The following is a 20,866-nucleotide window of genomic DNA, read 5'->3' as shown; positions in this document are numbered from 1 at the left end:
GAAAAATGTACACAAACACGCTCAGCTTCGGGCATGACGAGGAGATCGAGGCGCTGCGCGAGATGGTGCGGCGCTTCGCCCAGGATCGCATCGCGCCGATCGCCGCCGACATCGATCGCTCGAATGAATTCCCGGCGCATCTGTGGGGCGAACTCGGCGCGCTCGGCTTGCTTGGCATCACCGCCGACCCCGATTTCGGCGGCAGCGGCATGGGCTATCTCGCCCATGTGATCGCTGTCGAGGAGATTTCACGCGCTTCGGCCTCGGTCGGCCTCTCCTACGGTGCCCACTCCAACCTCTGCGTCAACCAGATCAACCGCTGGGCGACAACGGCGCAGAAGGAAAAATTCCTGCCGCCGTTGTGCTCGGGCGAGCGCGTCGGCGCTCTGGCGATGTCGGAATCCGGCGCCGGCTCGGATGTCGTCTCGCTGAAGCTGCGCGCCGAAAAACGCAACGACCGCTATGTACTCAACGGCACCAAGATGTGGATCACCAATGGGCCGGACGCCGAAACGCTGGTCGTCTATGCCAAGACCGATCCGGAACTGAAATCGCGCGGCATCACCGCTTTCATCGTCGAGAAGGCGATGGCCGGGTTTTCCGTGGCACAAAAGCTCGACAAGCTCGGCATGCGCGGCTCCAGCACCGGTGAACTGGTGTTTAGGGATGTCGAGGTGCCGTTCGACAATGTGCTGCACGAGGAAGGGCGCGGCGTCGAAGTCCTGATGTCGGGCCTCGACTATGAGCGCACGGTGCTTGCCGGCGGCCCGATCGGCCTGATGGCGGCGTGCCTCGACGTGGCAATCCCCTATGTGCACGAGCGCAAGCAGTTCGGCCAGGCGATCGGCGAGTTCCAGCTGGTGCAGGGCAAGCTGGCCGACATGTACACGACGATGAATGCCGCGCGCGCCTATGTCTATGCCGTCGCCGCCGCTTGCGATCGCGGCCAGACAACCCGCAAGGATGCCGCCGGCTGCGTGCTGTTTGCCGCCGAGAAGGCGACGCTGATGGCGCTCGACGCCATCCAGCTGCTTGGCGGCAACGGCTACATAAACGACTATCCGACCGGCCGCCTGCTGCGCGACGCCAAGCTCTACGAGATCGGCGCCGGCACCAGCGAAATCCGCCGCTGGCTGATCGGCCGCGAGATCATGGCGGAGGGGGTGTAGCATGGCAGTACTCCAAACTCAGATCTCCCCCTCCTCCGACACCTTCCGCGCCAATGCCGAGCGCATGCGGGCGCTGGTCGCCGACATTGCGGAGAAGGCTGCAACCGTCGAGCGCGGCGGTTCGGAGGAAGCGCGTGAGCGCCACGTTTCCCGTGGCAAGCTCCTGCCGCGCGAGCGCCTCGCGCAATTGCTGGATGTCGGCTCACCCTTCCTCGAGATCGGCCAGTTCGCGGCGTGGTCGATGTATGGTGAGGAGATCTCTTCGGCCGGCATGATCGCCGGCATCGGCCGCGTCGAAGACACCGAGGTGATGGTCGTCGTCAACGACGCCACGGTGAAGGGCGGCACCTATTATCCGCTGACGGTGAAGAAGCATTTGCGGGCGCAGGAGATCGCGCTGCAGAACAATTTGCCTTGCATCTATCTCGTCGACAGCGGCGGCGCCAACCTGCCCAACCAGGACGAGGTGTTTCCCGACCGCGAGCATTTCGGCCGCATCTTCTACAACCAGGCCAACATGTCGGCATCAGGCATTCCGCAGATCGCCTGCGTCATGGGTTCCTGCACGGCGGGCGGCGCCTACGTGCCGGCGATGTCGGACGAAACGATCATGGTGCGCAACCAGGCGACCATCTTCCTCGGCGGCCCGCCGCTGGTGAAAGCGGCCACCGGCGAGGACGTCAGCGCCGAGGACCTTGGTGGTGCCGATGTGCACACCAGGCTTTCCGGTGTTGCCGACCACTATGCGCTGGACGACGACCATGCGCTCGCCATCTGCCGGCGCATCGTCAAAAACCTGAATCGGAACAAGATCGTGGGCCTGACCTCACAGGAATCGATTCCGCCGCTTCATCCGGTGGATGAACTTTATGGCATCGTGCCGACCGACCTGCGCCAGCCCTATGACGCGCGCGAGGTCATCGCGCGCATCGTCGACGGTTCCGAATTCGACGAGTTCAAGCAGAATTACGGCACCACGCTGATCACTGGCTTTGCCCATCTGCATGGCATGCCGGTCGGCATCATCGCCAACAACGGCGTGCTGTTTTCCGAAAGCGCGCTGAAGGGCGCACACTTCATCGAGTTGTGCTGCCAGCGCAAGATTCCGTTGGTCTTCCTGCAGAACATCACCGGCTTCATGGTCGGTCGAAAATATGAAGCAGGCGGCATCGCCAAGGATGGCGCCAAGCTGGTGATGGCGGTTGCCACCGCCCGGGTGCCGAAGGTGACTGTCATCATCGGCGGTTCGTTCGGCGCCGGCAATTACGGCATGTGCGGCCGCGCCTATTCACCGCGCTTCCTGTGGATGTGGCCGAACGCCCGCATCTCGGTGATGGGCGGCGAGCAGGCGGCAACGGTGCTGGCCATGGTCAAGCGCGAAGGCATCGAGCGCAAGGGCGGGGAATGGAGCGCCGAGGAAGAGGCGAAATTCAAGAAGCCGATCTTGATGAAGTACGAGCATGAGGGCCATCCGCTCTATTCGTCCGCTCGCCTGTGGGATGACGGCATCATCGACCCGGCGAAGACGCGCGACGTGCTGGCGCTCAGCCTCTCCGCCGCGCTCAACGCCGAAATCGAGGAGACGCGCTTTGGCGTGTTTCGGATGTGAGAATGGACGGTCAACTTCGACGGCCAAGCGGCGGAACTATACCGGCAGGCCCGTTGCTGCCGTGAGAAAAGGCTGAACAGTATGGACCAACCGATTCATCAGCGTAGGCGGCTTCGAATCTCAAACAGTGAACTGGCGGCGAGGCAAAATATTCGCTACTGCTTATCCAGCATGGGGCAATGGGGATGGGCCGGAAATGAAATTGAAATACTGCCAGGGAACGGCTGCTTCGATACTTTCTGTATTTCTAATATTAACGGCGACTGGGATCAGTTCGGCGGAATCGCTTGCAGGACGCAAGGGCGACGTGCGTTTTCCGCCGACCTTGGGTTCGGGCGAATGCAACGTTGCCTACAAGGGCTACGTCGCGGCGAGCGGCCATTCGGCCTACGCCACAACCTTTTATTCGCGTGTCGTCGACCTCTACATCGTCTGCGGCACGAAGCTCAACGCGCCGTCCCAGAAGGCGGCGGAAGAGACGGCGCTGCGCAATTGCCAGGCCGGCTTGACACGGTGGAAGCTCAAGACCGCGAGTGGCGGCTGCGCAATCTCCTCATCGAAATAAGCAACCAGCCGAGACTCTTTTGCGAATGGGGCAAGCAGAATGAAATCCGGGACCTGCAAACGAGCAGCCACCTCAATAGTGGCAGGCTTGCTGATGGCGGCGGCCCTCACCGCCGCCATGGCCGGATCGCTGGCAGGCAACAAGGGGCACGTGCGCTACCCGGTGACCATTCCCATAGGAACCACCGGGGGCTGCGGGAAAGCCTATGCAGCGTATCTCGCAGCCGCAGGCCATTCGGCTTTCGCGGCGACGCCGATCGTTCCGGCGACCGAGTACTTCGTTTGCGGCGTGAAGCTGAATGCATCGTCACAAAAGGCGGCGGCGGAACTGGCATTGAAATCCTGTCAGGCCAGCAAAAGCAAATACAAGGTTACCGTCGCCGGCGCCTGCAGCATCGCCGCGTCCAAATAGACCGGAAAGCGCCCGGTTTTTCTCGTTGGGGAAGACAAAATGAAATCCACGAATTCCAGGCGAACAGCCACGGCGATATTGGCCGGACTGCTGACGATCGCAGCGTGCGGCGCGGGCATGGCCGGCTCACTGACTGGAAGCGAGGGAGACAAGCGTTTCCCGCCGTACCTGCCGCGAAATCCCAAGGATCCCTGCACCAAGGCGTACAAGGCCTATGTCGCGGCCAGTGGTCATTCAGCGTACGCAACCACTCCCTACGCACGGATAATGTCGTCGTACATAGTTTGCGGGGGGCACCTCAACGCGCCATCTCAAAAGAGGGCCGAAGAGTTGGCGATGAAATCCTGTCAGTCCACCCGCGGGCACTACAAGGTCACGACGGGCGGCGGTTGCGAGATCGCGGCCTCGAAGTAGACACAACCGACCGTAAGGTAGAGCACTCCCTTGGTAAGGGAGAGGTCTACGCCGAGGGCTGGAATAGCTCGCGGGACAGTACTCCCTTCTGGCCGGCAGACCAGAGGGCAGTGTTCAAGCGCCGTGCTTCCCACGGACTTCGAACCTTACTTGCGGAGGCTCCATGTTCGCCAAGATCCTGATCGCCAATCGCGGCGAGATCGCTTGCCGTATCATCCGTACGGCGCGCAAGATGGGTGTGCGCACTGTTGCCGTCTATTCGGATGCCGACGCGAGATCCCTGCATGTCGAGATGGCCGATGAGGCTGTGCATATCGGCCCCTCGCCCGCCGGCAAAAGTTATCTGCGCGGTGACAAGATCATCGCCGCGGCCTTGGCTGCGGGCGCACAAGCCATTCATCCCGGCTACGGCTTCCTGTCGGAAAACCCAGATTTCGTCGACCAGGTGGTGGCGGCGGGGCTCATTTTCATCGGCCCGTCGGCGGCCTCGATCCGTGCCATGGGGCTGAAGGACGCGGCCAAGCGGCTGATGGAAAAGGCCGGCGTGCCGGTGGTGCCGGGCTACCATGGCGAGGCGCAGGAGATCGTTCTGCTTGCCTCCAAGGCGCGCGAGATCGGTTATCCCGTGCTGATCAAGGCACGCGCCGGCGGCGGCGGCAAGGGCATGCGCCGGGTCGAGCATCCCGATGAGTTTTCCGAGGCACTGTCCAGTGCGCGGCGAGAGGCGAAAGCCTCCTTCGGCGACGACCGCGTGCTGGTCGAAAAATATGTCGACAAGGCGCGCCATATCGAAGTGCAGGTGTTCGGCGACAGCTTCGGCAACGCGGTGCATCTCTACGAGCGCGACTGCTCGGCGCAGCGCCGCCACCAGAAGGTGATCGAGGAAGCGCCCGCCCCCGGCATGACCGAGGCGCTGCGCAAGGCAATGACGGATGCGGCGGTAAAGGCCGCCAAGGCGATCAATTATTCAGGCGCCGGCACCATCGAGTTCATCGTCGATGCCTCACAGGGCCTGAAGGCCGACCGCTTCTGGTTCATGGAGATGAACACCCGCCTGCAGGTCGAGCACCCCGTCACCGAAATGGTTACCGGCACCGACCTAGTCGAGTGGCAGTTGCGGGTCGCCAGCGGCGAAAAGCTGCCCAAGACGCAAAGCGAGATCGCGCTCACCGGCCATGCCTTCGAGGCGCGCATCTATGCCGAGGATGCGGCAAAAGGGTTCCTGCCGGCGACCGGTACGCTGCATCATCTGAAATTTCCGGATGCAGCCCCCGAAGGCGCCACGATGCGCATCGAGACCGGCGTGCGGGCGGGTGACGCCATCTCGCCCTACTACGACCCGATGATTGCCAAGCTGGTCGTCCACGCCACGGATCGTCAGGCGGCTCTGGAAGCGCTTGGCGCGGCGCTATCCCGGACCGAGATCGCCGGCTCGACCGTCAACACCGCCTTTCTTGCCGCTCTCGCCGCCGATCCGGATTTCGCCGCAGGCGACGTCGACACCAGCCTGATCGCCAGGCACCAGACGGCGCTGACCGAGGTCGCGCCGCCGACCGGCGAAACCATCGCTGCCGCGGCCGTTGCGGCCTCCGGCGCCGGAGCATCGCCGTCATCCAACGATCCGTGGTCGTCGCTTGCCGGCTATGCGCATTTCCACAGCGTGACGCGGCGCACACGATTGAAGTTCGGCGAAGACGAAATCGTGGCGAAGGTTTCGGTGCGGCATGACGGGCGGTTCCAGGTGACGCTGGACAAGCCCTATGACGACACCAATTCGCATGATTTTCGCTCAACACCACGCCTCGCCCGCTGGCCAGGCCACATCACCGTGTTCGAAGGCGCCGTTGGCTACACCTTCGCCGTGCCGGACCCGCTGGCACGGGCCGATGATGCGGCGGCAGGTTCAGGCAGTTTGCGTGCGCCGATGCCGGGGGTGGTCAAGCTGGTGCGCGCGGGAAAGGGAGATGCCGTGATCAAAGGCCAGCCGCTGCTGATCCTGGAGGCGATGAAGATGGAACACACCATCGCCGCGCCGCATGACGGCGTGATCGCCGAGATTGCCACCGAGGGCGCGCAGGTGACCGACGGGACGGTGCTGGTACGGTTCGTCGAGGAACAAGCCGCCTCGACCGCTGCAGCCAGCTGACGGTTCGAAGGTAAACAGGAAAATGGCCGGGACGAACCCGGCCATTTCTCTACGCTATCCGGTCGCCAAGTCGGCGATTACTGCGCGATCGGCGCATATTTGCCGTCATGCCACTGGTTGATGTCGTAGCTGGCATTCTTGAGATCGCCCTTCTCGTCGAAGGTGACATCACCGACAACGGTGCTGATCGGCGTGCCGTTCTTCAGCGCTTCGGCAACCTTGGCCGGGTCATCGCTGCCGGCACGCTTGATGCCTTCGGCGAATGCCTGGATGGTGGCGTATGAGAACAGCGTGAAGCCCTCCGGCACGAAACCGCCGGCCTTGATCTTCTCGACCGCTGCCTTGGCTTCCGGCTTTGCCTGCGGATCCGACGGGAAGACGAACATGGTGCCCTCGCCGGCCGGGCCGGCGACCTGCCAGAACTCCGGCGAGGCGATGGAGTCCGGCATGATCAGTTGGAACTTCAGGTTCTGTTCCGCCGACTGACGCAGGATCAGGCCAGCTTCAGGATGGTAGCCGCCGAAATAGACGACGTCGGCTTTCAAGTCCTTGAGCTTGGTGACGAGAGCCGAATAGTCCTTCTCGCCAGCGTTGATGCCGTCATAGTAGACCTCCTTGAGGCCGCCGGCATTCATCGTTGCTCTGACGGCGTCAGCCACGCCCTGTCCGTAGGCGCTCTTGTCGTGCAGGACGACGACATTCTTGCCGGCAAACTTCTTGGCGATCCATGGGCCGATGAAGGCGCCCTGCGCATCGTCACGCGTATAAAGGCGCATGATCGTCGGCCAGCCGGCCTTGGCGGCCGCGTCGGTCAGCACCGGGTTGGAAGAAGCCGGGCTCATCATCAGCGCGCCGGCTTCGGCATAGACGGCCGAGGCCGGAATGCTCGAACCCGAGCATGCATGGCCGTCGATGAACTTGACGCCATCGGCGACGACGCGGTTGGCAACCGACACGGCCTGCTTGGGATCGCACTGGTCGTCTTCGATATCAAGCTTGATCATCGACCCATTGACGCCGCCAGCGGCGTTGATCGCGTCGGCAGCGGCCTGTGCGCCCTGCTTGAACTGATCGCCGATGGTGGCGAGCTGTCCGGTCATCGGGCCGATCACCGCAAAGGTGATGTCGTCGGCGAATGCGACCGGCGTGCTCATCATCAGGCCGAATATGGCCGCGTTCAAGATACTCAATTTTTTCATGATGGTAGAACTCCTCCACTCACGCGCGGCCGCCCCGGCCGCGCTTCTTCCAGAGAGGCCGGACAATTTCATCCTTCATTGGGCCTGTCTAGGCGCATTGGCGCCGCTCGATTGGGCCTGCAAGACGTCATCCACGCAAAAAGCCACGCCAGCCTTGTTCCGGCTGGTCGTGGCTTTTTTTGCCCGTCGAGCAATCTCCAGGCGCCCCCGCGCCTAAATCCCACTCAGCTTCCCTGCGTCGCGCACGACTGGGCCCTGCGGCCTGCCGCGTTCTCTTTCTTAACACCGTGACCGTCTTGCGCGGCCTTCGTTCCGCCGGGTCTGGCTGTCTGTGCAGTCTTGATCCCGGAGCTTCCCTGTCTTCGATAGACCTGTCTGCGATTGGCAGATTTCAGTGCATGGTCATCCATTCGCGGGCTTCGCGCAGCGCCTTGGCGATCTCGACCTTCGACATTGCGGCCGACAGTTCGGAGCGCAGTTCCGCGGCGCGGGCCGAGCCCTTGATGGCGGCGATGTTGAACCATTTGTGGGCGGCAACGACATCGGTCTCGCAGTCGCGGCCGGTCGCATACATCATGCCCAGTTCGAAAAGGATGTCGGCCTGGGCAGTTGCCCCCATGGCGCCAAAACCTGCTTCAAGCATTTCAAAACGTGCCATTTCAATCCCCTGTTTCCGGCCCCTGTCAGGCTCCCGAGAGCTGCCTTCTTTCGTGCTTGCCGGCTGCTCTTACGATGCTTTCGAGAATGCCGTGCAGGCTTGAATCCGTCGTTAAATGGCGTGCTTAATTTGAGGAAAACAAAGCTAAAACAAGAGGTAAACGCGAAAATTCATTAAGGATACAAAGCCAGCAATTCAGCCTGCTTGCGTCAAATTTGACGAAAATTTTCTGACGCCAAGTCAAGACTTCGCTAACCACGGGAGACAAAGGCGATGCGCCGATCGTTTCATTTCCTTGGCCAGCAGTCGCATTCGGGACCCTTCAAAACACGAAAGTCTTCCGTTGCGGCACCGCTTTTGTTTTGCCGGGAGCTGGATTAGCTTACGTTTGCGTAAGCGGCAGACCGGCGAGGCGGGGCGTCCGGCCGGACATCCAAAGGGAGGAAGACATGTCTCGAAAAGTGAGCCTGGCCCTTGCGGCCACATTGATCATGGCCGGTGCGGCCTGGGCCGATCCGATCGAGGGCAATTGGAAGACGCAGGCCGGGGATACCGCGGCCATCGCCGGCGGCGGCTCGTTTTCCATCACGCTCAAGTCCGGCAAATATGCCGGCAAGACCATCGGCTCGCTCAAGCCGACAGGCGACAACAAATATGCCGGCAACATCACCGATCCGGCAAACGACAAGACCTATTCGGGCAAGGCGACATTGTCGGGCACCTCTCTCAAGATGAGCGGCTGCGTGCTCGGCGGACTGATCTGCAAGAGCCAGACCTGGCACAAGCTCTGATCGAGCGCATCCTTGCGACATGAGGACGGGGCCCGACGGGCCCCGTTTTCGTTTTGCCGACACATCCTGCAGCGGTGATGCTCGATACCCGTCGGCGGCTATCCAAACCGACGCCGGTGCCGTCGAAACCCCGTCAATCATCTTGAACCGCAGATGAACGCCGGCATCAGAGCCGGTTCAGTTGCATCAGGGCATTCTCCGGCGTGTTGAAGGAGACCGACCCAATGCTTGCTCGCCGCTTCACCATCGTCTGCCTGCTGGTGAGCCTGTTTGGAATGTTCTTCGCCATCCTCGTCGCCGAAGCGGGCCGTCCGGCCCGCGCCTGGGACGAAGCCAGTTCCAGAACCTGCCGCCTCGCCTGCCCCACCCATCTCCGCAACTGAACAAAGAAACCAAGACCTCGAAAAGAAAAGCTGAAACACCATGAACCGCATCGCCGCCAACGCTCTCAAGACCCTTCGGCTTCTGCCGCGGGCGGCGCTTATCCTGACGGTTCTGGCCGCTCCGGTTCTGGCCGTGCCGATGATGCGCGCCGATACCGGCTCGACGATCGACGCACCAGCCCTGAAGAAGTCCGGCGTCGGCTTCGTGCTCCTGGTCAGCCTGCAGCGCGGTTGAAGAAAAACGGCGCTTTGGCCGCCTTCGGTCGCGACACCCCTCCCAAGTGCCGATCCAAGTCTCTATATTGAGCCATGGAAAAGCGAATCTACCCACAAGCCATCGAATCTGTCGTCATGCCGGAACCTTTTGGCCGGCAAATCTTTGATAGCGCCGAAAAGGCAGTCAAGGCACTGCAGGCGCTTTACGATCGCAACACCAAGTTCCTGCGCGACTCCTTCGCAGAGCTGGCGGCAGCAGGCGGTGACAATGGCAAGCGCTACCGGGCCTTCTATCCGGAGATCGGTGTCACCACCAACTCATTCACCCAGATCGACTCGCGCCAAGCCTATGGCCACATGCCGACGCCTGGGCATTTTTCCACCACCATCACCCAGCCGGGCCTGTTCGAAAGCTACCTAGTCGAGCAGTTGCGCCTGATCATGCGCAATCATGGGGTTGCGGTCACGGTGTCGGAATCGACCACACCCATCCCGCTGCATTTCGCGTTCCTTGAAGGCACCCATGTCGACGGCGCGACGGCAGAGCGCATCAAGCGGCCGATCCGCGACCTGTTCGACGTGCCGGATCTCGACGGCACCGACGACCAGATCGCCAACGGCACCTTCGAAGTCGGCTTCGGCGAGCCGAGGCCTCTGGCGCCCTTCACGGCGCAGCGCATCGACTATTCGCTGCACCGGCTGTCGCACTATACGGCGACCACGCCGCAGCATTTCCAGAACTTCGTGCTGTTCACCAACTATCAGTTCTACATCGACGAATTCGTCGCCCGCGCCCGCGACCTGATGGCCAATGGCGGCGGCGGATACACGGAGTTCGTCGAGCCGGGCAATGTCATCACCAAGGGCGGGCAAAGCGCGCCTAGTGAAGGCGTCGCGGTCCCGCGCCTACCGCAGATGCCGGCCTATCACCTGAAGAAATCGGGGCATGGCGGCATCACCATGGTCAATATCGGCGTCGGACCTTCCAACGCCAAGACGATCACCGACCATATCGCGGTGCTGAGGCCGCATGCCTGGGTGATGCTCGGCCACTGCGCCGGCCTGCGCAACACCCAGGCGCTTGGCGACTATGTGCTGGCGCATGCGTATGTGCGCGAGGACCACGTGCTGGACGACGATCTTCCGGTCTGGGTGCCGATCCCGCCGCTGGCCGAGATTCAGGTGGCGTTGCAGGAAGCCGTCGCCGAAGTCACCGGCCTTACCGGCTACGACCTGAAACGCATCATGCGCACCGGCACCGTCGCCACCATCGACAATCGCAACTGGGAACTGCGCGACCAGCGTGGGCCGGTACAGCGTCTGTCGCAATCTCGCGCCATCGCACTCGACATGGAATCGGCGACCATCGCCGCCAATGGCTTCCGCTTCCGCGTTCCCTACGGCACGCTGCTGTGCGTTTCGGACAAACCACTGCATGGCGAACTGAAGCTGCCCGGCATGGCGACCGAATTCTACAAGCGCCAGGTGGCGCAGCACCTGACCATCGGCATCAGGGCGATGGAGAAGCTTGCGGAAATGCCGATGGAGCGGCTGCATTCGCGCAAGCTCAGAAGTTTTTCGGAGACGGCGTTCCAGTAGGCGGGTTCCACGCATCGCGTAGGCATTTCTCATCTTGATTGGGCCGCATTTCTGCCGATAAGCAGGCGGCATGGAGAGAACAAGCTTCGGGACAATGCTGATTTCGGTTGCATTCCTGGCAATGCTGGCCTGTTCGATCGCGCTGGTGGCCGGGTTTTTCGGAACACTGCATCCGGCTTTCGATTCCTTCTCGCATTTCCGCGTCCACCTTGCCGTGCTGATGGCGTTTTGCGCACTGCCGCTGCTGGCCACGACATTTCGCCTGCAAGCGGCCGTGGCACTGCTTTTTGCCGTGGCGGCCTTCGCCACCACTTCCGGTTCGCTGTCCGTCTCCCGCCTGTGGCCAGTTCAGGCCGCCTATGAAGCCAAGAACGAAGACGGCGCGATCTACAAGCTGCTGCAGATGAACCTGCGCTACGACAATCCGACGCCGAAGAAGGTGCTGTCGCTGATCGGCCGGACCAATCCCGACGTGATCACCCTCGACGAGGTATCGGCGATGTGGGCGACCGAGCTTGGCTATATCAGCAGCGCCTATCCATACCGGATCCTCTGTCCCTATCCCAACGGCGTATTCGGCGTCGCGCTGCTCTCGCGGCGGCCCTTTGCCGCCGGCACCGAGGCGCGTTGCGAAGGGCGCGGCGCCATGGCGACAGCGACCGTCGACTTCGGCGGCATCGACGTCGATGTCGCCGCGATCCATCTCAGCTGGCCGTGGCCACGCGAGCAGTACTGGCAGATCGGCGAGTTGACGGAGCCGCTTTCCGCGCTCGGCGAGACGGCCATCATGGCGGGCGACTGCAATGCCGCGCCGTGGAGTGCCGCCGTGCGGCGGGTCGCGGCGCTTGGCGGGCTGACCGTGATGCCGTCCGCCGGTCCGACCTGGATCCACATCAAGCTACCGGATTTCCTGCGGCGCTTCGCCGGCCTGCCGATCGACCAGGTTTTCAGCAAGGGCGGTGTGACCATCCATTCCGCGACACGGCTGGAAGACATCGGCTCGGATCACCTGCCGGTCATGGTGGAGTTCTCGCTCAGGCTGAACCAGCAAAAGCCGCTCGATGAGCATGAAACCGCGACCGCGGCCATTGTTCAGACCGGCAAGACGCCAGGCTGAAGGATCAGGGCCTGACCAAAGCGATGACGAGATGCTGGACATGGCCGCCGTCGCGATGCTCGCGCGCATCGAAAGCGAGCTGCTTGGCCTCATATGCGGCATTGGTGGCCTTGATGCGTCGCTGTGCCTCGCGACGTGTCTTGTAGCAGGACCCGTCGTCGGCGATCCTGAGGCCGGAGATCGATCTTTCCGTGGCCCGCATCATCTCCCTGGCGATGCGCCCATGGGTTTCTTCATGGGCGCGGACGCCGGCGAAGAACCGCGTCCAGCGCTTCCAGAGCGTCGGCGTGGTGGCCGAGGCGACACGCGGAAACGTATAGAAAAGATTGAGCGTCCCGTTGGCCCGCCGCAGGCGGCAGACGCCATTGTCCTGGCTGGTGTCCAGGTCCCAATCCACCGCGTAGCCGGTCAATGCGATGGCGTGCGTCATGAAGCCGTGCTTCGGCCCCTTGCGGTCCATCGCCTGCACCAGCGCCAGCCCCGTGTTCCCGGTGATGTCGTAGGTCCGCGTCTTGACCACCACCCTGGTGCCGGCCGAGGCCGCCGACGCCAAACTGAACAGCGCACCGATCGCCACAAGGCATGCCAGAACCACCAGGCGCATTGGCCATCTCCTTATCGTCAAGGAATGGAACCATAAGCGCGCGGCAGTTTCAACAGTTCTAATGTTTCACATGCCATGGGAGACCCGAGCCATCGTCGAGGCCTTTGCACACTGTGGCCGGCGCGGGCTTACATGCCTTGGTAGACCGGGCCTTCGCCGCCTTGCGGCGGCACCCAGTTGATGTTCTGGTTCGGGTCCTTGATGTCACATGTCTTGCAGTGGACGCAGTTCTGCGCGTTGATGACGAAGCGCACATCCTTGGCCGTTGGATCGGCGGCGGCATTGCCGTCCTTGTCGACCCACTCGTAAACCCCGGCCGGACAGTAGCGCGTCGAGGGACCCGCAAAGACATCGTGCTCGGAACGCTTCTGCAGTTCCATGTCGCCGACAAGCAGGTGGACCGGCTCGTTTTCCTCGTGATTGGTGTTGGACAGGAACACCGAGGACAGCCTGTCGAAGGTCAGCACGCCATCGGGCTTCGGATAGGCGATCTTCTTGTGCCGGGCGGCAGGCTCGAGCGTGGCATAGTCGGCCTTGCCATGCTTCAGCGTGCCGAAGGGCGAGACACCGAACAGCGTGTTCAGCCACATGTCGAGGCCGCCAAGGCCGACACCGACGATGGTGCCGAAGCGCGACCACAGCGGCTTGACGTTGCGCACCTTCTTCAAATCCTTGCCGATGTCTGTCGCGCGCCAGGCTTCCTCGTAGGAGGCGAGTTCGTCGTTGGCGCGCCCGGCACCGATCGCCTCGGCGACATGCTCGGCCGCCAGCATGCCGGACAGCACGGCATTGTGCGAGCCCTTGATGCGCGGCACGTTGACGAAGCCCGCCGCACATCCCATCAGCGCACCACCGGGGAAGGAGAGTTTCGGCACCGACTGCCAGCCGCCCTCGGTGATGGCGCGCGCGCCATAGCCCAGGCGCTTGGCGCCCTCGAAGGTCCCGCTGATTGCCGGATGGGTCTTGAAGCGCTGGAATTCCTCGAACGGCGACAGATAGGGGTTCTTGTAATTGAGGTGTAGGACGAAGCCGACCGCCACCTGATTGTCCTCGAGATGGTAGAGGAACGAGCCGCCGCCGGTCTTCAAGTCGAGCGGCCAGCCGAAGGAATGCTGGACCAGCCCCGGCCGGTGGTTCTCCGGCTTGACCTGCCAGAGTTCCTTCAGGCCGATGCCGTATTTGCCCGGTTCGCGGCCATCGGAAAGCTTGTATCTGGCGATCAGCTGCTTGGCGAGCGAGCCGCGAGCGCCCTCCCCGATCAGCACATATTTGCCCATCAGCGCCATGCCGGGTGCGAAACCCGGACCGTGCGTTCCGTCCTTCTCGACGCCCATGTCGCCAGTGACGACGCCGGTGACGGCGCCTTGCTCATTGTAGAGCAGGTCGGCAGCGGCAAAGCCCGGATAGATCTCGACGCCGAGCGCTTCGGCCTTGGTCGCCAGCCAGCGGCAGACATTGCCGAGCGAGACGATGTAGTTGCCGTGATTGTTCATCAGCGGCGGCATCAGCATGTTGGGCAGGCGAAACGAGCCGGCAGGACCAAGGACCAGGAAATGGTCCGCGATGACCGGCGTCTTGAAGGGATGGCCGTCCTCGTCGCGCCAGCCCGGCAAGAGCCGGTCGATGCCGATGGGATCGACAACGGCGCCGGAGAGGATATGGGCGCCGACCTCACCGCCCTTCTCCAGGACGACGACCGAAAGCTCGGGATTGACCTGCTTGAGGCGGATGGCGGCGGCCAGGCCCGCCGGCCCGGCGCCGACGATAACCACGTCGAATTCCATGCTTTCGCGTTCGATGTCGCTCATCAACCCCTCCGCACTGGCTTATCCCATTCGGGTATCTTGCTGGCTCCCGCGCTGCATAGCGCATCAATTGACGACAGGAAACCGGCGCATACGTGACAATGCCGTTTTGGCCAAAAAGTCGCGCATTGCGAGGCTGGAAGACTGCTTTTCGTCCGGCATTGCCTCCCGGGCGCGCGTTTTTAATTGTTCGACGGCTTGCTTATCGGCCATACTTCACCCTATGCGCATTCCTGGGCCAGCCGGCTTTTCACCGACGCGCTTTCTTTTCCCGTCCGGCCGGACCTGCCGGGCGCTCCTTTTGGCCCTTCTGATGCTGTCCCCGCATCGCGCTGCCGCCGACGAAGTGAAGGTCTGGGCGGCAGGCGCCTACTCCTTCTCCGACGAGCTTGGCGGCTTCCGCATCACCGGCGCCTCGGGCATCGGGACGAAGGACGATCCGTTCGTCATCACCGAAGAGCTGAATTCGTCAACGCCGGTGACGCTGACGATTCGCACGACAAAGCCGATCCAGGCCTTCGGCAAGGCCGGCGAATTCGCCAACGGCGTGATGTATATGCACATCGAGGTGCTCAACAACAGCGGCCAGGCCTGGATCGAATTCCAATTCGAATTGCAGGAGATCCTGAACCAGCCGAGCGTGTTCGGCGACGGGCTTTCCTTCGATCAGCGCAACAAGACGCCGGACAATATTTTGTCGAGCAATTTCGCCGATTTCGATCGCGATTTCGAACCCTATGACCGGCTGCTGTTCAGGAATGGCAGGGTCGACCCGCTGAAAACCGCCAGCTTCGAATTCCTGATGACCGACTACACGCCCAGATGGACCTTCTATCTGGTGCAGGATCCGCGCATACCAACGGGGTAGACACGATAGGAATTTTTTCTTGACTCGGTGACCTCAGCTATGATACATTTTTGCCCATGGTGCTGATTTGCGCCAGTGACCCGCCGCAGAGGCGGGTTTTTCGTTTGATGCTCCGTCAGCCAACGCGCCGGCGAAAGGCTCCGAAGGAACCCGTTAACCCGAGTTCGTTGCCCTGGTAGAGAAGCTGCCAGCCTTGCAAATTGCCGCCACGCGGACGAATGTGAATCGATGACTGCCGTTTCCCCAACCAACAGACCAGACATCGCCGACCTGCTGGCGTTTTACGCCAGCGTGGGCGTCGACGAGGCGCTTGAAGACCAGCCGGTGAACCGGTTTGCCGAGGCTGCGCCAAGGCCGATGGAGCGTGCGCCGACGGCGGCGCCTTCGGGCGATAGCGCGGCACCGCAGCGTTCGGCCAGTATGTCTCGCTCTGAAACCGGCGACAGACCAAGTGCGCCGCCCGTTGCGCGGTCGCCGTCTGCGACGACTGCGGTTCCCGACGAAGCGCAGGCGGCACTGGCTCGCCAATTGGCGACGACAGCAACGACGCTGGACGAGCTTCGCCAGCACATGGCGGCATTCGAGGGCTGCAATCTCAAGGCCACCGCCAAGAGCCTGGTATTCGCCGACGGAAACCCGGAAGCCGCCGTCATGCTGGTCGGCGAGGCACCCGGCCGCGACGAGGACATCGAGGGCCTGCCCTTCGTCGGCCGATCGGGCCGGCTGCTCGACCGCATGCTGGCAGCGATCGGGCTCGACCGTACTTCAGTCTATATCACCAACGTCATTCCGTGGCGGCCGCCCGGCAATCGCACGCCGACACCGCACGAAACCGAGATCTGCCGGCCGTTCATCGAACGGCAGATCGAACTGGTCAATCCGAAGGTGCTGATCAACCTTGGCGGCCCGTCAGCCAAGACCCTGCTCAACACCTCGGAAGGCATCTTGCGGCTGCGCGGCAACTGGCGCGTCCACACGACGGCGTCCGGCATCGCCATCCCGGCCATGCCGACGCTGCATCCGGCCTATCTTCTGCGAACCCCGTCGCACAAGAAGCTGGCGTGGCGGGATTTCCTCGAAGTCAAGGCGAAGCTGCGCGCGCTCACCTAGCGATAACCTCGCAGGTAATTGAAATGCCTTCATCACCAGCCCAACCATGCCCTCATGACAACAGCCCAAACCTCCGCCGGCAGCCTCATTCGCGAGTGGCGCACCCGCCGCCGCATGTCGCAGCTCGACCTCGCCATGGAGGCCGAAATCTCGCAGCGGCATCTGAGCTTCGTCGAAAGCGGCCGCGCCGCGCCCTCGCGCGACATGGTGCTGCATCTGGCCGAGCAATTGTCGATACCGCTGAGGCAACGCAATCAATTGCTGCTCGCCGCCGGCTTTGCCCCCAACTTCGGCGAACGCTCGCTTGGCGACGCGGCATTGGCGCCAGCGAAGGCGGCGGTCGAAATCGTGCTCAAGGGGCACGAGCCTTTCCCGGCACTCGCCGTCGACCGCCACTGGAACCTGGTTTCGGCCAATGCCGCCATCGCTCCCTTCCTTGCCGATGTCAGCGAGGCTTCGCTGCTGACGCCGCCGGTCAACGTGCTTCGCCTCAGCCTGCACCCCGGCGGCATCGCGCCACGCATCGTCAATCTCGCGGAGTGGCGGACGCATCTGCTCGAGCGCCTGAAACACCAGAATGACGCGAGCGGCGACGCGGTGCTGATCGAACTCGAGCGTGAACTGAGGACTTATCCGTCCGGCCTGAGGGGCAGCCGGCCGTCGCCGGTCGAGCCGAATGCCATCGTGCATCCGCTTAGGCTGGCGCATGGCGATCAAGTGCTGTCGTTCATCAGCACCATCACCGTCTTCGGCACGCCGCTCGACGTGACGCTTTCGGAACTGGCGATCGAATCGTTTTTCCCCGCCGATGAAAAGACGAGGACGGTGCTGGTGCGATTGGCGAAGGAGCGAGCCGAGCTGTCGTAATCACCCTTCCGGCAAAGATGCCTTGCGCGTGCGGGTGCGCTCCAGGCCAAGCTGGCGTTCGCGCCAGATGATGAAAATGCCGGCGGCGACGACGATCAGGCCGCCGACAAGCATATGGAGCGTGGCGACGTCGCCGAAGACGAGATAGCCGACGACGACGCCGAGGATCATCGACGTATATTCGAACGGCGCCACGACCGAGGCTTCGGCATGGCGATAGGCCGCCGTCATCAGGATCTGCCCGAGGCCGCCGCAGAAGCCGGCGGCAACAAGGAGAGCCGCCTGGAGCGGCGTCAGCGCCTGCCAGCCGAATGGCAGCGACAGCAGCGACATGACGCTCGCCGTCACCGAAAACCACAGCACGATGGTCGCTGTGCGCTCGCTTTGCACGAGATTGCGCACCAAGAGCATGGCGACGGCCGAGATCGCTGCCGCGACAAGAGCGGCCATGACGCCAAGCACTTCCTGGTCGTCGAGCGCTTCGTCGGAACTCAGCAACGTCAATTCCGGCCAGGAGATGATCAGCACGCCGACCAGGCCGACCGCGACCGCACTCCAGCGATAGACACGGATGGCCTCGCCGAGGAAGATGGAGCTGAACACCACCACCAGCAGCGGCTGCGCATAGTTCAGCGTGATCGCTTCCGGCAGCGGCAGCCGGGTCAACGCGAAAAAGCCGAGCCCCATGGCGCAGACGCCGACCAGGCCGCGGGCGATGTGGTTGAACGGACGCTTGGTGGTGAAGGCAGTGCCGAGTTCTTTCCTGAAGGCCAGGAAGGCGATGATCGGGAAGATGGCGAAGAAAGAGCGGAAGAAGACAATCTGGCCGGCAGGAACCGTGCCTGCGGCTTTGATGCAGGTCTGCATGCCGACGAAGACCGCCACCGACACGATCTTGAACATGATCCCGGGAAGCGTGTCGTGCCGGCCGGCATCATCGCTGGCTGTGGCCGAGGGGCTGCCGGGGCCTGCTGTCACGCTCCCGACGCTTCCCGGATCGTCGCCCAGATACGCGCCGGCGTTGCCGGCATGTCGATGTGTTTGACGCCATAAGCGCGCCAGAGCGCGTCGGTCACCGCATTGAGTGCCGCCGGGGTCGAGCCGATGGTGCCAGCCTCGCCCGCGCCCTTGATGCCGAGCGCATTGGTGGTCGAAGGCACGTTGCGGGTCTCGAAATGGAAGAACGGGAAATTGTCGGCGCGCGGCATGGCGTAATCCATGAAACTCGCCGTCAAAAGCTGTCCGTCCTCGCCATAGATGGTGTCCTCGGTCAATGCCTGGCCGACACCTTGCACGACGCCGCCATGCACCTGGCCGGCGAGCAGGATCGGGTTCACGGTGACGCCGAAATCGTCGACGATGGTGTAGCGGACGATCTCGGTCGCGCCGGTGTCGGGATCGATCTCGACCTCGCAGATGTGGGTGCCGTTGGGATAGGTGCATTCGTCCTGCACGAACTCGCCAAAGCCCTTGAGATCGTCTGATGTCTTGGCGGCCTTGGCGATGGAGGAAAAATCAATCGAGCGATCGGTGCCGACGATGCGGGCAACGCCGTCGGACAATTCGATGTCGCCGGCAGAAGCCTCCAGTTCGTCGGCTGCGATGCGCTTGATCTTGTTGGCCAGATCCTCGCCCGCGCGGGAAGCCGATACACCCCCCAGCGGAATGGAGCGCGAACCGCCGGTGCCGCCGCCGGCCTTCAATTCATCGGTATCGCCCTGGCGGACATGGATCTTGTCGATGTCGAGATTGAGCTTTTCCGACAGGAACTGCGCATAGGCGGTGGCGTGCCCTTGTCCGTTGGTCTGGGTGCCGATCTTCAGCGTCACCGTGCCATCGCCATTGAGTTCGACGAAGGCCGGTTCGGAGCCCGGAAAGGCACAGGCCTCGATATAAGTCGCCATGCCGAGGCCGCGGATTTTTCCGCTGGCCTTCGATTGCGCCAGCCGCTCAGGAAACGCTTTCCATTCGGATTGCTCAATGGCGCGCTCCATATGGCCTTCGAATTCACCTGTGTCATAGAGGCGGCCGGTTTGCGTCCGGTAGGGAAATTGCTCCGGCCGGATGAAGTTACGGCGGCGTATCTCCTCGACAGGCAGGCCGAGATCGTGGGCGCAGGCATCTACAAGCTTTTCCAGCAGGAACGCTGCTTCCGGTCGGCCGGCACCGCGATAGGCATCGACCGGGCAGGTGTTGGTGTAGAGGCCGGTCACCGAGACGTCGAGCGCCTGGATATCGTAGACACCGGTCGACATGGTGACGCCGATATAGGGGATGAACGGGCCGTATTGCGAGATATAGGCGCCGATGTTGGCGAGCAGGTCCACCTTCATACCGAGAAAGCGGCCGTCCTTGTCCAGCGCCATCTCGGCCGTGACGAAATTGTCGCGGCCTTGCGCGTCGGTCAGAAAGTGTTCCGTGCGGTCGCCGGCCCATTTCACCGGGCGGCCCAGCCGCTTTGCCGCTTCCAGCACCAGCGGATATTCGCGGTAGACGAAGCTCTTCGGCCCGAAACCACCGCCTACATCAGGCGTGATGACGCGCAACTGGCCTTTCTTGATCTTGAACACGCTGGCCAGGATATACTGCATGGAGTGCACGCCTTGCGACCCGGTGGTCAGCACGAAGCGCTTCTCCTCGACGTTCCATTCGCCGATCGCGGAGCGCGGCTCCATGTAGTTGCACACCAGCCGGTTGTTGACGAACTCGATGCGGGTGACATGGGCGGCCTTGGCGAAAGCCGCTTCGGTCTTTTTCTTGTCGCCCATGTGGTAGCTGAAGGCGCGGTTGGAACCAAGCTCCGGCCAGACCAGCGGCGTGCCTTCGGCCAATGCCGTTGCCGTCCCGGAGGCCGCGTCTTCGCCGTCATAGTCGACGTCGATCAGTTCGGCGGCATCCTGCGCCAAGGCTCGGCTGTCGGCGACGACGAAGGCAACGGCATCGCCGACATAGTTGACGCGGTCGCGGCATAGGATCGGGATGTCGCGCGTCGGAGCCTTGGTGCCGTCCGGCTGTTCCTGCATGACGCCGGACTTGAGATCGCCGAGATGAGCCAGGTCCTTGGCGGTCAGCACCAGATGGACGCCAGGCGCTGCCTTCGCCGCCTCGGTCGAACCGATGGTGAAGCTGGCCTTGGCGACCGGCGAGCGCAGGACATAGCCATGCAGGACGCCAGCCGGCTGGATGTCGTCGGTATAGCGGCCCTGGCCCTGGATGAAGGCGGCATCCTCGCGCCGCAGCACGGATGCGCCCATGCCGAATTTCGGTGTGACGACGGTCATGGATGCCTCGTGATGATGACAGGAGAAGGAACGCCTGAAATAGGCATTGCCTCA

At 62.7% G+C, this 20,866-nt stretch carries 21 protein-coding genes; 14 read left to right on the top strand and 7 right to left on the bottom strand.

Annotation, left to right across the window (positions count from 1 at the left end; genetic code table 11):
* Positions 1–5 precede the first annotated feature (5 nt).
* The 6 genes from LB558_RS06420 (at position 6) to LB558_RS06395 (ending at position 6,314) form a co-directional block, all read left to right on the top strand.
* Positions 6–1,169, top strand: a complete 1,164-nt coding sequence (locus tag LB558_RS06420) for an isovaleryl-CoA dehydrogenase (protein WP_224696728.1) — start codon at positions 6–8, stop codon at positions 1,167–1,169.
* Position 1,170: 1 nt separating this feature from the next.
* Entirely contained in the window at positions 1,171–2,778 is a 1,608-nt protein-coding gene (locus LB558_RS06415; protein WP_224696727.1) for a carboxyl transferase domain-containing protein, read from the top strand.
* A gap of 307 nt (positions 2,779–3,085) precedes the next feature.
* The gene (locus LB558_RS06410; protein WP_318011611.1) at positions 3,086–3,343 is read left to right on the top strand and encodes a hypothetical protein; all 258 of its coding nucleotides are present in this window, start codon (positions 3,086–3,088) and stop codon (positions 3,341–3,343) included.
* Between the two features lie 39 nt (positions 3,344–3,382).
* Complete coding sequence (locus LB558_RS06405) at positions 3,383–3,754, top strand: hypothetical protein (RefSeq protein WP_224696725.1); 372 nt, start codon at positions 3,383–3,385, stop codon at positions 3,752–3,754.
* 39 nt (positions 3,755–3,793) lie between these two features.
* Positions 3,794–4,168: a hypothetical protein gene (locus tag LB558_RS06400; RefSeq protein ID WP_224696724.1), complete on the top strand. Its 375-nt coding sequence runs from the start codon at positions 3,794–3,796 to the stop codon at positions 4,166–4,168.
* Positions 4,169–4,331: 163 nt separating this feature from the next.
* The gene (locus LB558_RS06395; protein ID WP_224696723.1) at positions 4,332–6,314 is read left to right on the top strand and encodes an acetyl/propionyl/methylcrotonyl-CoA carboxylase subunit alpha; all 1,983 of its coding nucleotides are present in this window, start codon (positions 4,332–4,334) and stop codon (positions 6,312–6,314) included.
* A gap of 77 nt (positions 6,315–6,391) precedes the next feature.
* Here LB558_RS06395 and LB558_RS06390 read toward each other — a convergent pair whose 3' ends face one another.
* Positions 6,392–7,513 (bottom strand): ABC transporter substrate-binding protein, encoded by a 1,122-nt coding sequence (locus LB558_RS06390; RefSeq protein ID WP_109662624.1) that lies wholly within the window; start codon positions 7,511–7,513, stop codon positions 6,392–6,394.
* A 391-nt stretch (positions 7,514–7,904) separates the two neighbouring features.
* Positions 7,905–8,171 (bottom strand): sel1 repeat family protein, encoded by a 267-nt coding sequence (locus LB558_RS06385; protein WP_010915070.1) that lies wholly within the window; start codon positions 8,169–8,171, stop codon positions 7,905–7,907.
* Between the two features lie 449 nt (positions 8,172–8,620).
* Here LB558_RS06385 and LB558_RS06380 point away from each other — a divergent pair, with 449 nt between their 5' ends.
* From LB558_RS06380 to LB558_RS06360, 5 genes are all read left to right on the top strand, one after another.
* A complete protein-coding gene (locus LB558_RS06380) occupies positions 8,621–8,962 on the top strand; it encodes a DUF2147 domain-containing protein (RefSeq protein ID WP_224696722.1) in 342 nt (113 codons plus the stop codon).
* Between the two features lie 224 nt (positions 8,963–9,186).
* The gene (locus LB558_RS06375) at positions 9,187–9,345 is read left to right on the top strand and encodes a hypothetical protein (RefSeq protein ID WP_023812838.1); all 159 of its coding nucleotides are present in this window, start codon (positions 9,187–9,189) and stop codon (positions 9,343–9,345) included.
* Positions 9,346–9,385: 40 nt separating this feature from the next.
* Positions 9,386–9,580, top strand: coding sequence for a hypothetical protein (locus LB558_RS06370; protein WP_027162961.1), 195 nt, complete (start codon positions 9,386–9,388; stop codon positions 9,578–9,580).
* Between the two features lie 116 nt (positions 9,581–9,696).
* The gene (locus LB558_RS06365) at positions 9,697–11,160 is read left to right on the top strand and encodes an AMP nucleosidase (protein WP_224696721.1); all 1,464 of its coding nucleotides are present in this window, start codon (positions 9,697–9,699) and stop codon (positions 11,158–11,160) included.
* 70 nt (positions 11,161–11,230) lie between these two features.
* Positions 11,231–12,277 carry an endonuclease/exonuclease/phosphatase family protein gene (locus LB558_RS06360; RefSeq protein ID WP_224696720.1) on the top strand — a complete coding sequence of 349 codons (1,047 nt, stop codon included), beginning with the start codon at positions 11,231–11,233 and terminating at the stop codon, positions 12,275–12,277.
* Between the two features lie 4 nt (positions 12,278–12,281).
* Here LB558_RS06360 and LB558_RS06355 read toward each other — a convergent pair whose 3' ends face one another.
* From LB558_RS06355 to LB558_RS06345, 3 genes are all read right to left on the bottom strand, one after another.
* Positions 12,282–12,881 (bottom strand): DUF922 domain-containing Zn-dependent protease, encoded by a 600-nt coding sequence (locus LB558_RS06355; RefSeq protein ID WP_224696719.1) that lies wholly within the window; start codon positions 12,879–12,881, stop codon positions 12,282–12,284.
* A 128-nt stretch (positions 12,882–13,009) separates the two neighbouring features.
* On the bottom strand, positions 13,010–14,689 hold the full coding sequence (locus LB558_RS06350) for an electron transfer flavoprotein-ubiquinone oxidoreductase (protein WP_224696718.1): 1,680 nt from the start codon (positions 14,687–14,689) through the stop codon (positions 13,010–13,012).
* A gap of 63 nt (positions 14,690–14,752) precedes the next feature.
* Entirely contained in the window at positions 14,753–14,899 is a 147-nt protein-coding gene (locus LB558_RS06345; protein ID WP_224696717.1) for a hypothetical protein, read from the bottom strand.
* Between the two features lie 10 nt (positions 14,900–14,909).
* Here LB558_RS06345 and LB558_RS06340 point away from each other — a divergent pair, with 10 nt between their 5' ends.
* From LB558_RS06340 to LB558_RS06330, 3 genes are all read left to right on the top strand, one after another.
* The gene (locus tag LB558_RS06340; protein WP_224696716.1) at positions 14,910–15,554 is read left to right on the top strand and encodes a hypothetical protein; all 645 of its coding nucleotides are present in this window, start codon (positions 14,910–14,912) and stop codon (positions 15,552–15,554) included.
* A 228-nt stretch (positions 15,555–15,782) separates the two neighbouring features.
* Entirely contained in the window at positions 15,783–16,664 is an 882-nt protein-coding gene (locus tag LB558_RS06335; RefSeq protein ID WP_224696715.1) for a uracil-DNA glycosylase, read from the top strand.
* 54 nt (positions 16,665–16,718) lie between these two features.
* On the top strand, positions 16,719–17,531 hold the full coding sequence (locus tag LB558_RS06330; protein WP_224696714.1) for a helix-turn-helix domain-containing protein: 813 nt from the start codon (positions 16,719–16,721) through the stop codon (positions 17,529–17,531).
* On the opposite strand, the gene LB558_RS06325 is transcribed toward LB558_RS06330, so the two are convergent.
* Together LB558_RS06325 and LB558_RS06320 are read right to left on the bottom strand one after the other, a co-directional pair.
* Positions 17,532–18,434 (bottom strand): DMT family transporter, encoded by a 903-nt coding sequence (locus LB558_RS06325; RefSeq protein ID WP_224696760.1) that lies wholly within the window; start codon positions 18,432–18,434, stop codon positions 17,532–17,534.
* A gap of 71 nt (positions 18,435–18,505) precedes the next feature.
* Positions 18,506–20,812: a xanthine dehydrogenase family protein molybdopterin-binding subunit gene (locus tag LB558_RS06320; protein ID WP_224696713.1), complete on the bottom strand. Its 2,307-nt coding sequence runs from the start codon at positions 20,810–20,812 to the stop codon at positions 18,506–18,508.
* Positions 20,813–20,866 lie beyond the last annotated feature (54 nt).

This window comes from Mesorhizobium sp. CO1-1-8, from assembly GCF_020164875.1.
GTDB lineage: Bacteria > Pseudomonadota > Alphaproteobacteria > Rhizobiales > Rhizobiaceae > Mesorhizobium.
The sequence above is the reverse complement of the archived record's forward strand: the minus strand, read 5'-3'. Positions and strand labels throughout refer to the sequence as shown.

What these genes read in the sequence shown, in the direction of transcription:
- LB558_RS06330 (WP_224696714.1), top strand. Translation starts at nt 16,719, where the DNA reads ATGACAACAGCCCAAACCTCCGCCGGCAGCCTCATTCGCGAGTGGCGC.
- LB558_RS06400 (WP_224696724.1), top strand. Translation starts at nt 3,794, where the DNA reads ATGAAATCCACGAATTCCAGGCGAACAGCCACGGCGATATTGGCCGGA.
- LB558_RS06365 (WP_224696721.1), top strand. Translation starts at nt 9,697, where the DNA reads ATGCCGGAACCTTTTGGCCGGCAAATCTTTGATAGCGCCGAAAAGGCA.
- LB558_RS06370 (WP_027162961.1), top strand. Translation starts at nt 9,386, where the DNA reads ATGAACCGCATCGCCGCCAACGCTCTCAAGACCCTTCGGCTTCTGCCG.
- LB558_RS06415 (WP_224696727.1), top strand. Translation starts at nt 1,171, where the DNA reads ATGGCAGTACTCCAAACTCAGATCTCCCCCTCCTCCGACACCTTCCGC.
- LB558_RS06320 (WP_224696713.1), bottom strand. Translation starts at nt 20,812, where the DNA reads ATGACCGTCGTCACACCGAAATTCGGCATGGGCGCATCCGTGCTGCGG.
- LB558_RS06325 (WP_224696760.1), bottom strand. Translation starts at nt 18,434, where the DNA reads ATGTTCAAGATCGTGTCGGTGGCGGTCTTCGTCGGCATGCAGACCTGC.
- LB558_RS06385 (WP_010915070.1), bottom strand. Translation starts at nt 8,171, where the DNA reads ATGGCACGTTTTGAAATGCTTGAAGCAGGTTTTGGCGCCATGGGGGCA.
- LB558_RS06390 (WP_109662624.1), bottom strand. Translation starts at nt 7,513, where the DNA reads ATGAAAAAATTGAGTATCTTGAACGCGGCCATATTCGGCCTGATGATG.
- LB558_RS06395 (WP_224696723.1), top strand. Translation starts at nt 4,332, where the DNA reads ATGTTCGCCAAGATCCTGATCGCCAATCGCGGCGAGATCGCTTGCCGT.
- LB558_RS06375 (WP_023812838.1), top strand. Translation starts at nt 9,187, where the DNA reads ATGCTTGCTCGCCGCTTCACCATCGTCTGCCTGCTGGTGAGCCTGTTT.
- LB558_RS06340 (WP_224696716.1), top strand. Translation starts at nt 14,910, where the DNA reads ATGCGCATTCCTGGGCCAGCCGGCTTTTCACCGACGCGCTTTCTTTTC.
- LB558_RS06380 (WP_224696722.1), top strand. Translation starts at nt 8,621, where the DNA reads ATGTCTCGAAAAGTGAGCCTGGCCCTTGCGGCCACATTGATCATGGCC.
- LB558_RS06345 (WP_224696717.1), bottom strand. Translation starts at nt 14,899, where the DNA reads ATGGCCGATAAGCAAGCCGTCGAACAATTAAAAACGCGCGCCCGGGAG.
- LB558_RS06350 (WP_224696718.1), bottom strand. Translation starts at nt 14,689, where the DNA reads ATGAGCGACATCGAACGCGAAAGCATGGAATTCGACGTGGTTATCGTC.
- LB558_RS06360 (WP_224696720.1), top strand. Translation starts at nt 11,231, where the DNA reads ATGGAGAGAACAAGCTTCGGGACAATGCTGATTTCGGTTGCATTCCTG.
- LB558_RS06405 (WP_224696725.1), top strand. Translation starts at nt 3,383, where the DNA reads ATGAAATCCGGGACCTGCAAACGAGCAGCCACCTCAATAGTGGCAGGC.
- LB558_RS06420 (WP_224696728.1), top strand. Translation starts at nt 6, where the DNA reads ATGTACACAAACACGCTCAGCTTCGGGCATGACGAGGAGATCGAGGCG.
- LB558_RS06335 (WP_224696715.1), top strand. Translation starts at nt 15,783, where the DNA reads ATGACTGCCGTTTCCCCAACCAACAGACCAGACATCGCCGACCTGCTG.
- LB558_RS06355 (WP_224696719.1), bottom strand. Translation starts at nt 12,881, where the DNA reads ATGCGCCTGGTGGTTCTGGCATGCCTTGTGGCGATCGGTGCGCTGTTC.